This is a genomic window from Stutzerimonas stutzeri (assembly GCF_000590475.1).
Lineage (GTDB): Bacteria > Pseudomonadota > Gammaproteobacteria > Pseudomonadales > Pseudomonadaceae > Stutzerimonas > Stutzerimonas stutzeri_D.
On record NZ_CP007441.1, the window covers coordinates 3,377,990 to 3,391,035 of the forward strand.

Sequence of the window (13,046 nt, forward strand, 5' to 3'; positions counted from 1 at the left end):
GTCGTAGAGGTGCAACGTCCTGACGGTCAAACCACAACATCGGCCAATTCCCCTGCTTTCAACTGCATCGCTAAGCGCTTTTCGTAGGTACGCGAATGATGGCGGTCCTCAGGCACGTGAGGATCAACGGGCGTGAACCGCTTTTTCTGCTGTCGTCCGCGTCGTCCGCGTCGTCCGCGTCGTCCGCACTCCAGCCTTGGGCCTGTGTAGCAGCTACTGCAAGGCGTATTCGAAAGTACTGACCACCCGCAGGCGCTTGCCTGGCGTACGACCGGTGTCCATATCGCTGCCGTCGTCGTCGAGCACGCGGATCACGCCCTGGTTGGCGTTTTTTAGTTCGCCCAGCCGTGCGCCAGCGTCTTCGGCGAACTTGGTTGCCTGCTCGCGAGCGTTGCGCGTGGCGTCTTCCAGCAAGGCCGGCTTGAGGTCGTTGAAGCCGCGCAGCTGATAACGCGGCCCGCTGACGCCGTTCTGTTCGGTATCGAGCTGGATGCCGGCCTGGATCAGCGGATCGACACCGTTGGCAGCCTTGCCGACCGCCTCGACACGCGCCGACTTGACCAGTACCTGACCGCTGCCGTTGAAGCGCATGGCGATCTCCTGCGGCGCCCATTCACGCGCCAACAGGTCTTGCACCTGCAACGGGCGCACCTCGATCTCGTCATCTTCGAAGCCTTGCTCGCGCAGGAAGGCGACCACCCGGCTGCGGTCCTCGGAGAGGTTCTGCTGAACGCTGGCGAAATCGTTGCCGGCGCGACGGAAGCCAACTGTCCAGACAGCAAAATCACTTTGTACGTCGCGCTCTGCCAGCCCTTTGACCGTTACCGAGCGATCGGCCATACGAAAACGCTCGACCCCCTGCCCCACCGACCATCCTGCAAAAGCCACAGCGGCGGCAATCAACAGGGCGGGTAGCAAACCGATGCGTGCTGAAGTCACGATGAAACTCCCGAAGTAGAGGAGCGCCAATGGTACTCCCGGACACGCTGTTGGCGGACAGCGCAACGCTGCAATCTGTCGTAATGACTTCCCGTCGCTAACCGCTTGCACGTCCCGCCTGCCGAACGCTCAATGGGCGCCTATACGAGGTATTCCATCCGCATGTCGAGACTGCCGTTTTTTCGCACCAGAGCCCGTGCCCTTGCTTCACTGTTCATCGCCACAATGCTGGCCGTCTTGCCGGTCGGCTGCTCGTTGCTGGAGCAGAAGGAGCGAGAGCTGGTGTTTCGTATCGAACCCGGTACTGCCAGTTGGTATCGCGGCCTGCCGAACGAAGTTCAGGAGTTGGAGCTGAGCACACCAGCCTTCGGTGACAGCCAGAACATCCATGCCTGGTGGTGGCCAGCAAACCAGGCGGATGCGCCGGCACTGCTCTACCTGCATGGCTCGCGCTGGAACCTCACCGGCCATCTGTTCCGCCTCGAGCAGATCCGCTCGTTGGGGTTCTCGGTGCTGGCGATCGATTACCGCGGCTTTGGCCAGAGCCTTGGCGAGCTGCCGTCTGAAGCCAGCGTTTATGAAGACGCACGCATCGCCTGGGACCACCTGAAAACGCTCCAGCCTGACGCTGCCAAACGTTTGATTTACGGCCACTCGCTAGGCGGCGCGGTCGCGGTTGATCTCGCCGCCGAGCTGGGCCGTGACGCCGAGCGCCGTGGTGAAGCACCGGAGGCACGCGCGCTGATTATCGAGTCCACCTTTACCACGCTCGCCGACGTGGCCACGGAAGTCGCCGATACCGCCTGGCCGATCCGCTGGTTGATCTCACAGAAGTTTGATTCCATCGACAAGATCGACCAGGTCGGCATGCCGCTGCTGCTGGTACATGGCACTCGGGACCAGTACGTGCCAGCACGCTTCAGCGAAGAACTGTACGCGGCTGCCCGGCAACCCAAGCAGCTGCTGCTGATCGAGGGCGGCAACCACAACAACGCCATGCGCATGGGCCGTCAGGCTTACACCGAGGCCATCGAGCAATTGCTCCTGCAAGCACCGGATCGACACGCCAGCGGTGCCCCCTCACTTGCGGAGCGGCAGGACGCGAAGGGCTAAGGTTTCAAGCGTCGACACGAGTGTCGAGTGGAACTGCAGCCAATGACCGGCTGTTTCAAGCCTGGACGGGTCGGCGTTCATGCTGCGCGTTCAGCAGACTTGGCGATTGGGCGTTTCGGCCGGCTCCGTCGTCCAGGGATTGCGGCCTTCATCAATCCAGACCACCGTCGCCTGCCAGAAGCTCTGCCGGTGACGCTCATGGAACAGATCGAAATGCCCGACACGCGCCAGGCCCAGATCGGCGGGGCTGAGCCGCACGTGCTCTTTGACGCTGTTACGGTAATAACTTAACCCCCTTTCTATGGCGGGCAAGGTGCCGTATTCGTCATCCGTCATGCTCACTGCGAGGATCGGCGCGCGGACCGCAGCGAAGCGTTGCACCACCTCGGCCCGCTCATGGAACGGATAGCTGCTCTCCAGGCGCGCCCGGCGAAACGCCCATTCCAGCGCCACTCCGGTCGGCAAGTCCTCCAGCCAGCCCAGCCGCCGCCCCGGAAAATATCCACACAGCGCTGTCACCGCCGGCATGAGCAGGTGCCATCTGATATACATTTGCCAGCGCTGCGCCGCGGCGTAGTCCCGCCAATAGGCGTATTGCGCGCCGACGCTGAGAAAGCGGTCCACTTGCGGCGCGGCACGTGAAAAACCAGGTAGAAAGCCCCCAATGCTGTGCCCCACGGCCACCAGCAAGCCGTTCGGATCGCGCTCGCGCATCCAACGCACGGCGGCATCGAAGTCATAATCACCCCAGTCACGCCAGCGAATACGGGAGCGACGCAGACTCGCCGGCCGCGATCCGCCGATACCGCGATAGTCGTAAGTCAGCACCGCATAGCCCTGCTCGCAGAGAAAACCGGCATACCGGGCGTAATAGCGTGCCAGCACACCGGTCGCGCTACTGATGATCACCGAACCACGTGCCTCGCCAGGTGGTTGCCAGAGCTGAGCGGCAAGCTGATAACCATCGCGGCATTGCAGAAGAATATTCTGTGTCATAGGGGTCGCCGATCCGTGAGGCTCTTGCAACATTGCCCACTCACGCCGATTTTGGCCAGCGCATTGGCGATAAAAGGCCGCGCGCCCTATCCCGTCGTTCAACACGAAGAGTGATGCCGAGTAAGCCCGTCGTTGCGGACGATGCTCTGCCGCAGACACGCCTGAGCGAAGCAGTGAGCGGTCGCGTTGCGCTTGTGGTCGTTGCTAGACTGCCGCGTCCGTCTTTATCCGCCCGGATGACATGCACGGGACGGCTACCACCCTTCTGCTATCTAAAGGATTTCATGCGTATTTTGTTGGTTGAGGATGATCCCATACTCGCGTTGATAGCGGCCTGCGCACTAGAAGAGGAAGGGCACCAGATCGTCGGTCCCGCCTATGACGACCAACAAGCCCTGGCGCTTGTCGAGAGCCAAGGTGCAGATATCGCCTTGGTCGATATCAACCTTGCAGGCCATGACGAAGGGGTATCGCTTGTGCGCAACCTGCGCCAGCGGCATGGCATCGCCTCGGTGTTTGTCAGCGGCCAGCCCGAGGCAGCGCGCAAGAATGCGGACGTCGCACTAGGATTGCTGCGCAAGCCATACGAACCGAGCGATCTGGCCCGTTGTGTAGACGTTGCGCAGGCTATTTTGGAAGGCGGTGCGCCGTTGCCAACGCCCCTGCCGGCTACATTGGAGATCTTTTCCAGTGGCTACATCAACGATCCCAAAGGAGCCGGAACATGATCAAAACGGAAGGACCCAAAGACGGGCAGCCGGACGGCATGGGCGAGCGCGAGTTTCGCGAATTGGCGGATAACGCCCCGGTGATGATCTGGCGGTCAGGCACCGACAAACTCTGCGATTGGTTCAACAAACCTTGGCAGGATTATGTTGGCAAGACGCTCGAACAATTGTTCGGTTATGGCTGGGCGGAAGACGTCCATCCAGACGACTTCGATCGCTGCGTAGCCACCTATAACGATGCTTTCGATGCGCGCGAATCATTCACCATGCCCTACCGCCTGCGCGGTCGCGATGGCGTCTATCGCTGGTTTCTGGACAACGGCGCGCCCTTCTTCCGCAATGGTGAATTCGCTGGTTATTTCGGCAGTTGCGTCGACATCACCGAGCAACGTGAGCTTGAAGAGCATCAGCGTGTGCTGCTGGCCGAGCTCAACCATCGGGTGAAGAACAATCTGCAGCTGATTATCGCCTTCCTCCAGCTGTCGAAGAATCGCGCCAGCGGCGAAGAAGCCAAGACCCTTCTGCAAGGTGCAATCAGCCGCATCCACGGTGTTGGCGCGGTGCAGAACGAGCTACACAAGTTCACCAGCGGCACGGTCGACCTCGCCGACTACCTGCCGAACCTGGCGCGCAATGTTTTGCGTATCGAAAGCGGCGAAACCGCAACGCTGGTGAGCGAAGCGCAAACAGTCAAGGTTCCGTTCCAGATCGCGTCCAACCTCGGTCTGATCATCAACGAACTGGTGATCAACGCCATCAAGCATGGCGGGGTGAACCGCGTGAACCTTATCGTCCGGCAGTTAGAGCCGGGGATGGCTGAAATATATGTTGCCGATCAGGGTCCTGGCTTCAGCGAAGCGGACCTCCACAGCAACGCGTCACGCGGTGGAGCCAAAGGCATGGAGTTGATCGACGCATTGGCGCGCAGCTGCAAGGCAACGGTCACGCGAAGCACTGACAACGGCGCCAAGGTCAGCATCTGCTTCCCCTGCTGAAGAGCGGACAGCGAACGGTACGCTGGCCGGGCGGTCCATTTCCCGACTGGTGTGGCGCCATTTAGGCGACTGCTATGCGCAACCCCTGCATCCATCCAACCTTTCCGCTCGCCGCCCTCTACTGATCGCGGCACAGCCGCCTATCGGAGTTTTCCATGCAAAGCGATCAGCTGATCGTATTCGCCGTGCTAGCCGCAACCCTGGGGCTGTTCGTGTGGAATCGCTGGCGTTACGACATCGTGGCGCTCGGCGCCCTGCTGGTGGTCACCCTGGCCGGCATTGTGCCGCCCGAGAAAGCCTTCATGGGCCTCGGGCATCCCGCAGTCATCACTGTCGCTGCCGTATTGGTGCTCAGCCGCGGCCTGCTCAATGGTGGTGTGGTGGATTCACTGGCACGTCACCTGACCCGAGTTGGTGACCGGCCCTGGATTCAAGTGCTGACACTCACGGGCATCGTCGCGCTGTGCTCGGGCTTCATGAACAACGTCGGCGCGCTGGCGCTGTTCATGCCGGTCGCCGTGTGGATGTCGCGCCAGAGTGGCCGCTCGCCTTCCTACTTGCTGATGCCGCTGGCGTTCGGCTCGTTGCTCGGCGGCACGCTGACGTTGATCGGTACGCCGCCCAACATCATCATTGCCGGCTATCGGCGCGAAGTCGGCGAAACGCCGTTCGGCATGTTCGATTTCCTTCCCGTGGGCCTGGCGATCACCGCAGCCGGCGTGTTGTTCATTACCCTGCTCTGGCGCCTGACTCCGCGTCGCGAGAACCAGAGCGGTGATCAGGAGCTGTTCGAAATCAGCGCCTACCTGACGGAGCTCAAGCTTCCCGCGGGCAGCAAGTACGCCGGCCGCACCTTGCGCGACCTTCTCGTTGCGGGCGGCGAAGAAGCCGATGTAATGGTTATCGCCCTCGTGCGTGCCGGACGGCATCAACGCATGCCTTCCACGTACGAAGTGCTGCACGACGACGACGTTTTGCTGGTCGAAGCCGACTCCGACAGCCTCAAGAACTTTCTCGACGTGACGCATCTGCAATTGGCCGCCGAGGCCGACAGCAAAGCGGAGGCACAAGAAAAAGCCGAGCTGGACAACCAGTCAAAGAAAAACGGGGACCCGAAAAAGCAGACCGAGACCGAGGATGCAAAGAACGATCAACGCGGTGAACGAGCGTTAGCCGAGGCCATCGTCACCCCCGGCTCGTCTTTGGTGGGTACGACTGCGACGGGCCTTGCGCTGCGTGAGCGGCATGGGGTGAACATCCTTGCGGTAGCACGCCAAGGGCACCGCCTCCAGCAACGACTGGGCAAGATCCGCTTCGCTGTGGGCGACATCTTGCTTCTGCAGGCCCGAGAGGAGCAGCTGCAATCGACCCTGAGCAATCTCGGCTGCCTGCCGCTTGCCTCACGCGGCCTGCGTATTACTGCGCCGCGCCAGGTGTTATTGGCCAGCAGCATTTTTGCGGGCGCGCTGATGCTCATCGCATTAGGCCTGATGCCATCGGCAATCGCGCTGGTAGGCGCTGCGTTGGTGATGGTTCTGGTTGGGCTGGTGCCGGCCGGCGATATCTACAAGAGCATCGACATGTCGATCATTGTTCTGATTGCCGCAATGCTGCCGATTGGCGAAGCGCTGGAAACCACTGGCGGCTCGCGTCTGATTGCCGATGCACTGTTGCAAATCGGCCAAGCCGCGCCGCCGGCCGCCACCGTGGCGATTCTAATGGTGGGCGTGATGCTGCTGTCCAACGTGGTCAACAATGCCGCCGCTGCTGTGCTCGCCGCACCGGTGGCGATCAGCCTTTCACGCGGCATGGAAGCTTCCGCCGATCCCTTGCTGATGGCGGTGGCGATCGGCGCTTCCTGCGCCTTTCTAACACCCATCGGTCATCAGTCCAACACCCTGGTCATGGCGCCAGGCGGCTACCGCTTCGGTGACTATTGGCGTCTGGGGCTGCCGCTTTCGATTCTGGTCGTGTTGGTGGCCGTGCCTGTAATTCTCTGGTTCTGGCCGCTCTGACCGTCTTCACAACTCGGCCGCGTGACGTCAGCCTGCCGACGCCACGCTCACGATCGCTCAGCGAACCTTGTCCAGCCCGCGCAGTAAGGCTTTGTGAAACACCGCCGGCGCCTCGACCTGCGGTGAATGCCCAAGCTCTGGAAATGGCATCAACGTTGCGTTGGGAATCATCGCAGCGGCTCGCCGGCCCAGTTCGGGATAGTTGCCGAGGCGTTCGGCGACCTCGTCCGGAGCACGGTTCGCGCCCGGTGCGGTGCGGTCTTTGCCACCGATCAGCAACAGAGTGGGCACACTCAGCGTGTCGAAGTCATGGATCACCGGCTGGGTGAAGACCATGTCGGACGTCTGCGCCTGGTTCCAGGCCACGATTTCCTTGCCGTCACCGGCGTACATTCCGGCCAGCATGTTCACCCAGCGGTCGTACCGCGGCTTCCAGCTGCCGTTGTAGTAGAACTTCTGCTGGTAGGCCTTGATCTTCTCGAAGTCGGTTTTGAGCTCGCTCTGATACAGCTGCTCGATGGGCGCATAGGGGACGCCTTCGGCTTGCCAGTCCTCCAGACCGATGGGGTTGACCAGCACCAGTTGCTCGACCATCTGCGGATAATTGAGCGCGAACCGTGACGCCAGCATGCCGCCCATGGAATGACCTATGACGGTGACCTTCTCCACATCCAGCGACTTCAGCAGCGCCCGGGTGTTGTGTGCCAGCTGCGCAAAGCTGAACTGGTAAGCCTCAGGCTTGCTGGAGCCGCAAAAACCGATCTGATCGGCCGCAATCACTCGATAACCGTTCTGCGAGAGCACCGCGATGCTCTCCTCCCAAGTCGCCGCACAGAAGTTCTTGCCGTGCATCAGCACGACCGTTCGCCCATTGCCTTTGCCCGCTGGGGGCACGTCCATGTACGCCATGGTCAAAGGCTGGCGCTGAGACGAAAACTCGAAGCGCTTGATCGGATGGGGATACTCAAACCCTTCAAGGTGCGGCCCGTAGGTCGGCTGTTGTTCAGCGTGCAGCACGGGGGCGATGGTCAGCCCGGCGGCGAACATCAGGGAGGATATGGCTCGTTTCACGCATCGACTCCTGGCAGGCGACCATTCGGCCGCGATGACGTATGGGTCGTTGTGCGGAGTGGGCTATTTTCAGAATCCAGACAGGCACCAAAGGCTCAAGCACAACGGTTTGCCTATCTGGGAGCACGAAACCGAAATGAGGGTTCGACGAGGACGGTGCAAGAATGTTTCTTCGTGATACTGCGTCGCGCCAGTGATCAAACAACGACACCCGATGCGATCGACAGCGCTGCTACTGGGCCTCGACCTGCTGGATATCGAAACCGATACGGTTGTCGGCGCTGATGCGAAAATGCAGCGTCTCGCCAGTCTCAACCCGCGCGGCCCGCTCACGCAGCAAATTGCCCATGCCGCAGAGGGTGTCGTCTTCGGGATCGGACTCGATGCTGACGATGCGCATCCCCTCCGGCACCTGTAACCGCACCTGCTCGCCGACGTGGATGCGTGCGGCGAGCTTGCGATCGACCATCACCGCCACATAGCAACCACCGCCCCGCACGCCGAAGTCGCGGGTCACCACCAGCTCGCCACCGTAGGTGATCGGCGTCTGATAACCGCGCAAACGCTCTTCCGGCACCGGTTTGATGTCCTCCGGGTCAGCCTGCCAGGACGAGCAGCCGGCCAATACCAGTAAGGAAGCAAGTGCGAGGGGCAAGCGCATGCGGGACTCTCCGATCAAATAGGCGAAGCGCTGATGGTATGACAGGTTGGCGCGCTCGCCATGCGGGAAATGCGATTGCAGGTCTAACGGGTCGACACCGGGTGGCTGCTCCCGGGATAGGGCCTTTCTTCCTCCAGCCCGCCGTCGCGCCGATAAACCTCGACCGAAGCGGTCTTGCCCGCCATGAGCCTGTCCAGCTCAGTGAACATCTCGTCCTTGGTCAACGTCCGCAGCACGGTCTCCCGGGATTGCGGGTCAGTCAGCTCCCAGCCCATCGGGGTTGGGTTCACGTGGTAAATGTTCATGGCTACTCCTGGATGGCGGGCACAGACTCGGTCGCGCCCCGGACTGGCGGCTATCCGCGGTTGTCGGTGTCACCCTCGATCTCGCTGTCGTCGAAGTCAGGATCCTCGCCGGGCTCCTTCTCACCGCTATCGGTCATCGTAACGTCCGGCGATTCGTCAGCGGGCTTGTCATGTTCGGGTTGATCCTGATGGCGCTGGTTCATGGCGATCTCGCTGTATGACGCAATGGGTTCTATCGGATTGGAGCCGCCGCAGCCCGACGGCGTTCGCTTCGCCGCGTGCCGGCGGTCCGATCACCGTCGGTCGTCGCCGGAAGAATCCGCCGCGCCCAGCAACTTGCGATTGCAGCCGCACCGGGACTCCACCACACTGCCATCAATCCTACCTGTGACCGGAGCTGCCCCCATGCCTGCCAATAACCATCCCCCGCGCGACAGCATTCTGGCCAACCCGGATGCGCTCAGCTGCACCATCTACCGAGCCCACGAAACCGACCCGGACGGCGAAGAACAGGACATGGGCGATGCCCGAGTAATCATTACCGGACAATTCGAACCACCGCAGGAGTGGGACGCCAAGGCACGCGCCGACTACTTCGACGGCATGCCGGAAGATGCCTTTCTCACTGCCGTATTCGCCAGCGAGGCCGATGCAGACTCCAAAGGCTTTTTCAACGTCGAGGCCGATGATTACGCCGCGGTGACCGAGCGGGACGGGACGGTCTCGATGTTCTATGTCTGCGAGCGCCTGGATGACGGCACTTACGTACTGCTGCGCGAAGAAGACGACGGCGAGGAATAAACCGCTCGTATCTACGCCGTACTGAACGCTACAAACGGGTAATCGAACCCGCTCCCGCCCAACCGGGTCTGTGCTGTATGAGCAGACCCGTCGGTCGTCGACCGAACCGCCTGCGCTCCCCGTCGCCATCAAGAGGAATCGCATGAGCCCTCTGCAACATCGCTGGCAGTCGCCGGTTTTACGCATGAAGCTGGTCGCCGGCTTATTACTGCTGCTCGCAGCCCTGCTTTACGTCGTTGCGACCGCCCTGGAACCACGCCACCCGGCTTGGGGTTATCTCGCCTCCTTCGCCGAAGCCGCCATGGTCGGTGCCATCGCCGACTGGTTCGCGGTCACCGCCCTGTTCCGCCACCCGCTCGGCCTGCCTATTCCGCACACGGCGATCATTCCGCGCAGCAAGGCCCGCATTGGGCAGAACCTGTCGACCTTCATCACCACCCACTTCCTTTCCACCCCGTTGGTACTGGCCAAGCTGGAGGCACTGGATATCGGCGGGCGCCTGGCCAACTGGCTGCGTCATCCGGCCAACGCCGCCGCGGTCGGGAGGCAGCTCACCGGCATGGCGCGTTTCGGCGTCGAGTCCTTGCATGACGAGCGGGTGCAGGCCTTCGTCCAGGCCAAGCTGATCAATCGCGCGCGCAAGGTCGATCTGGCGCCGGTCTGTGGCCAGGTACTGGAAATGCTCACCCGCCAGGGCAAGCATCAGGCGATGCTCGATGAGGGGCTGATCAAGCTCGACGCCCTGCTGCAGGACGACGACACCCGTGCGTTGGTGGCCGACGCCATCACCGCCGAAGTGCGTACCCTGCGCTACCTGGGCCTGAGCAGGGCCGTCGGCGGCTGGTCGGCGAACAAGTTCGTCGACGGCGTTTCGGCGGTGATCGCCGAGGTCGCAGGCGACCCTGAGCATCCGCTTCGCGAACGCTTCGACGAGCACGTCGGCGAGTACATCGAGCGGCTCAAGCATGACCCCGGCTATCGGCTGGAAATCGAGCGCCTCGTCGCCCAGTTGCTGGAACACCCGGCCACCACCGACTACTTGCAAACACTCTGGCGCGAGCTGACCGATTGGCTGGAGACCGATCTGGACAGTCCGGATTCGCGCATCGGCAAGCGGATCGTGCGTCTGACCCAAGGCTTGGGCGACTCGCTGGCCGCCGACACGGCGATGCGCACCTGGATCAACGAACAACTGATAGCCGCCGCGCCCGCGATGCTCGAGCGCTACCGCGGGCAGATCGGCAAGTACATTGCCCAGCGCGTGGAGAACTGGGAAAGCCGCGAACTGGTCGAGCAGATGGAACAGAGCGTCGGCAAAGACCTGCAGTACATTCGCATCAACGGCACCCTGGTCGGCGGGCTGGTCGGGCTGGTGCTGCATGCGCTGACTCAACTTGCAACCGGATAGGTGGAGCGGGCCGAGGTGCGGCCGTAGGGTGGGCTTCAGCCCACCAATGAGGCGCCGCGGTCCCGATGTAGGCTGAAGCGGGGCCCACCTTCGCACTACGCTCGCTGCGCCAACCGCTGCACCAGCCGTGCCTGCAACTTCTCCAGTTCCGCCGGCTCGGCCTTACCCGCCGCATGGATGCCTAGGCCCTCGCCCACGTAGCGCGGGACGATATGCACGTGGATATGAAACACCGTCTGCCCCGCCGGCGCGCCGTTGAACTGCGCGACCTGCACACCATCGGGCTGTAGTTCATCGACGATCGCTCGGGTCAGCTTCTGCGTCACTGCCATGACCTTGCACAGTGCCTCGGTATCCACATCGAGGATATTGCACGCCGCGGAGCGCTTCGGAATCACCAGGGCATGCCCAAAGGACTGCGGAAACAGATCGAGAAAGGCGAGCACGTCGTCAATCCTCGTAGAGCGTGTAGCAAGGCGCATCGCCCCGAATGATCTGGGCGAAGATGTTTTGCGGATCGTAGGGAGTGGTCAGCGACACGTGCAGCGCTCCATGACTGTGTGAAGCACCCACCATAGCGGGAGCCGGCCACGCAGAGCCAGCGGTACGTTGCTGCAATTGCGCAGGCCTCAAACCATACGCGCCGGAACGATGCACCGCCCCGAGTGCTCTCAATCTCACCACCCACCTGAACCGAGGTCTCCCCATGCGCGCCCGCCCTTCCCCGCTCGCCGCCGCCGTTGCCCTGTGCTTCTTTTCTCTGACCAGCCTTGCAGCCGACCTCAAGCCCGACGAGTTGCTCAAGCAGGCCGAAGCCGAGCAGAAGCCCTACTTGGAAACGGTGAAGGAACTGGTCTCCGTCGATACGGGCACCGGGCTGGAAAAGGGCTTGGCGACTGTCAGCCAGATGCTGGTCAAGCGCCTCGAAGCCCTGGGGGCGAAAGTCACGACCACGCCCGCGATGCCTTCGGCAGGCGACAACATCGTCGGCACGCTGGAAGGCTCGGGCAGCAAGAATTTCCTGCTGATGGTTCACTACGACACGGTGTTCGGCGAAGGTACCGCCGCGAAGCGTCCGTTCCGCATGGACGAGCAGCGCGCCTACGGTCCCGGCGTCGCAGACGCCAAAGGTGGCGTGGCGATGATTCTGCACGCGCTGGAGCTGCTCAAACGCCAGGGCTTCGACGACTACGGCAGCATCACCGTGCTGTTCAACCCGGACGAAGAAATGGGCTCGTCTGGCTCGAAGAAAATCATCGCCGAGCTGGCGCGCAAGCATGACTACGTCTTCTCCTACGAGCCGCCAGACCAGGATGCGGTGACCACGGCCACCAACGGCATCAACGCGGTGATGCTCGAAGTGAAGGGCAAGTCATCCCATGCGGGCTCGGCACCAGAAGACGGTCGCAATGCCGTGATGGAACTGGCCCACCAATTGGTGCAGTTGCGTGATCTGGGCGATCCGAGCAAGGGCACCACGGTCAACTGGACCATGATCGAGGGTGGCGAGAAGCGCAACATCATCCCTTCCAGCGCGAAAGCGGAGGCGGACATGCGCTACTCGGACCTCAGCGAGTACGACCGGGTGCTGGCGGATGCCAAGCGCATCATCGAGAAGCAGCTGATCGACGAGACCACTGTCGATCTACACATCAATAAAGGCCGTCCACCGCTGGCGAAGAATGCTGGCTCCGAAGCCTTGGCCGAGACGGCGCAAAAACTCTATGGTGAAATCGACAAAGATATCGAGCCCATTGCCATGCGTTTCGGTACCGATGCCGGTTACGCCTACGTCCCGGATAGCGACAAGCCAGCGGTGTTGGAAACCATGGGCGTGGTCGGTGCCGGCCTGCACTCGGATGAAGAGTACCTGGAGCTCGCCAGCATCGCGCCACGCCTGTACCTGACGGTGGCGATGATCAAGACGCTGTCCAGCCAAAACGAGTAGTCGACACGTGCCACACCGGAGTCGCCGCCAGATTCCGGTGTGGTTCGTTGCCACTCCGTGCGAAAT

13 protein-coding genes and 1 pseudogene are annotated in these 13,046 nt (G+C 62.0%); 7 read left to right on the forward strand and 7 right to left on the reverse strand.

All coding sequences use genetic code 11. The features are described from left to right. Window positions 1-213: 213 nt before the first annotated feature. Window positions 214-939, reverse strand: coding sequence for an SIMPL domain-containing protein (locus CH92_RS15355; RefSeq protein ID WP_025242654.1), 726 nt, complete (start codon window positions 937-939; stop codon window positions 214-216). A gap of 162 nt (window positions 940-1,101) precedes the next feature. On the opposite strand from CH92_RS15355, the gene CH92_RS15360 reads away from it, so the two are divergent. Next, entirely contained in the window at window positions 1,102-2,052 is a 951-nt protein-coding gene (locus CH92_RS15360) for an alpha/beta hydrolase (RefSeq protein WP_025242655.1), read from the forward strand. 90 nt (window positions 2,053-2,142) lie between these two features. Here the strand turns inward: CH92_RS15360 and CH92_RS15365 are convergent, their stop codons facing one another. Then, the gene (locus CH92_RS15365) at window positions 2,143-3,048 is read right to left on the reverse strand and encodes an alpha/beta fold hydrolase (RefSeq protein WP_025242656.1); all 906 of its coding nucleotides are present in this window, start codon (window positions 3,046-3,048) and stop codon (window positions 2,143-2,145) included. Window positions 3,049-3,161: 113 nt separating this feature from the next. Between CH92_RS15365 and CH92_RS15370 the strand changes: the two genes are divergently transcribed. The 3 genes from CH92_RS15370 (at window position 3,162) to CH92_RS15380 (ending at window position 6,786) form a co-directional block, all read left to right on the forward strand. Next, window positions 3,162-3,776, forward strand: coding sequence for a response regulator (locus tag CH92_RS15370; protein ID WP_080690010.1), 615 nt, complete (start codon window positions 3,162-3,164; stop codon window positions 3,774-3,776). Then, the gene (locus CH92_RS15375; RefSeq protein ID WP_025242658.1) at window positions 3,773-4,771 is read left to right on the forward strand and encodes a sensor histidine kinase; all 999 of its coding nucleotides are present in this window, start codon (window positions 3,773-3,775) and stop codon (window positions 4,769-4,771) included. Before CH92_RS15370 ends, CH92_RS15375 begins: the two co-directional genes overlap by 4 nt. Window positions 4,772-4,926: 155 nt before the next feature. Next, window positions 4,927-6,786 (forward strand): SLC13 family permease, encoded by a 1,860-nt coding sequence (locus CH92_RS15380; protein ID WP_025242659.1) that lies wholly within the window; start codon window positions 4,927-4,929, stop codon window positions 6,784-6,786. Between the two features lie 57 nt (window positions 6,787-6,843). Here the strand turns inward: CH92_RS15380 and CH92_RS15385 are convergent, their stop codons facing one another. The 4 genes from CH92_RS15385 to CH92_RS22140 form a co-directional block, all read right to left on the reverse strand. After that, window positions 6,844-7,857 (reverse strand): alpha/beta fold hydrolase, encoded by a 1,014-nt coding sequence (locus tag CH92_RS15385; protein ID WP_025242660.1) that lies wholly within the window; start codon window positions 7,855-7,857, stop codon window positions 6,844-6,846. A gap of 232 nt (window positions 7,858-8,089) precedes the next feature. Then, a complete protein-coding gene (locus tag CH92_RS15390) occupies window positions 8,090-8,518 on the reverse strand; it encodes a hypothetical protein (protein ID WP_025242661.1) in 429 nt (142 codons plus the stop codon). 83 nt (window positions 8,519-8,601) lie between these two features. Then, entirely contained in the window at window positions 8,602-8,823 is a 222-nt protein-coding gene (locus CH92_RS15395) for a hypothetical protein (RefSeq protein ID WP_025242662.1), read from the reverse strand. 50 nt (window positions 8,824-8,873) lie between these two features. After that, a complete protein-coding gene (locus CH92_RS22140) occupies window positions 8,874-9,026 on the reverse strand; it encodes a hypothetical protein (protein WP_167332191.1) in 153 nt (50 codons plus the stop codon). 202 nt (window positions 9,027-9,228) lie between these two features. On the opposite strand from CH92_RS22140, the gene CH92_RS15400 reads away from it, so the two are divergent. Beyond that, on the forward strand, window positions 9,229-9,624 hold the full coding sequence (locus CH92_RS15400) for a hypothetical protein (RefSeq protein ID WP_025242663.1): 396 nt from the start codon (window positions 9,229-9,231) through the stop codon (window positions 9,622-9,624). A gap of 142 nt (window positions 9,625-9,766) precedes the next feature. Then, window positions 9,767-11,032 carry a DUF445 domain-containing protein gene (locus tag CH92_RS15405; RefSeq protein WP_025242664.1) on the forward strand — a complete coding sequence of 422 codons (1,266 nt, stop codon included), beginning with the start codon at window positions 9,767-9,769 and terminating at the stop codon, window positions 11,030-11,032. Window positions 11,033-11,127: 95 nt separating this feature from the next. Here CH92_RS15405 and CH92_RS15410 read toward each other — a convergent pair. Then, window positions 11,128-11,572, reverse strand: a pseudogene (locus tag CH92_RS15410) (HIT family protein). 166 nt (window positions 11,573-11,738) lie between these two features. Between CH92_RS15410 and CH92_RS15415 the strand changes: the two are divergent. Then, window positions 11,739-12,980, forward strand: coding sequence for a M20/M25/M40 family metallo-hydrolase (locus CH92_RS15415; protein WP_025242665.1), 1,242 nt, complete (start codon window positions 11,739-11,741; stop codon window positions 12,978-12,980). Window positions 12,981-13,046: the final 66 nt, after the last annotated feature.

What these genes read in the sequence shown, in the direction of transcription:
- CH92_RS15360 (WP_025242655.1), top strand. Translation starts at nt 1,102, where the DNA reads ATGTCGAGACTGCCGTTTTTTCGCACCAGAGCCCGTGCCCTTGCTTCA.
- CH92_RS15365 (WP_025242656.1), bottom strand. Translation starts at nt 3,048, where the DNA reads ATGACACAGAATATTCTTCTGCAATGCCGCGATGGTTATCAGCTTGCC.
- CH92_RS15370 (WP_080690010.1), top strand. Translation starts at nt 3,162, where the DNA reads ATGCCGAGTAAGCCCGTCGTTGCGGACGATGCTCTGCCGCAGACACGC.
- CH92_RS15375 (WP_025242658.1), top strand. Translation starts at nt 3,773, where the DNA reads ATGATCAAAACGGAAGGACCCAAAGACGGGCAGCCGGACGGCATGGGC.
- CH92_RS15380 (WP_025242659.1), top strand. Translation starts at nt 4,927, where the DNA reads ATGCAAAGCGATCAGCTGATCGTATTCGCCGTGCTAGCCGCAACCCTG.
- CH92_RS15390 (WP_025242661.1), bottom strand. Translation starts at nt 8,518, where the DNA reads ATGCGCTTGCCCCTCGCACTTGCTTCCTTACTGGTATTGGCCGGCTGC.
- CH92_RS15395 (WP_025242662.1), bottom strand. Translation starts at nt 8,823, where the DNA reads ATGAACATTTACCACGTGAACCCAACCCCGATGGGCTGGGAGCTGACT.
- CH92_RS22140 (WP_167332191.1), bottom strand. Translation starts at nt 9,026, where the DNA reads ATGAACCAGCGCCATCAGGATCAACCCGAACATGACAAGCCCGCTGAC.
- CH92_RS15400 (WP_025242663.1), top strand. Translation starts at nt 9,229, where the DNA reads ATGCCTGCCAATAACCATCCCCCGCGCGACAGCATTCTGGCCAACCCG.
- CH92_RS15405 (WP_025242664.1), top strand. Translation starts at nt 9,767, where the DNA reads ATGAGCCCTCTGCAACATCGCTGGCAGTCGCCGGTTTTACGCATGAAG.
- CH92_RS15415 (WP_025242665.1), top strand. Translation starts at nt 11,739, where the DNA reads ATGCGCGCCCGCCCTTCCCCGCTCGCCGCCGCCGTTGCCCTGTGCTTC.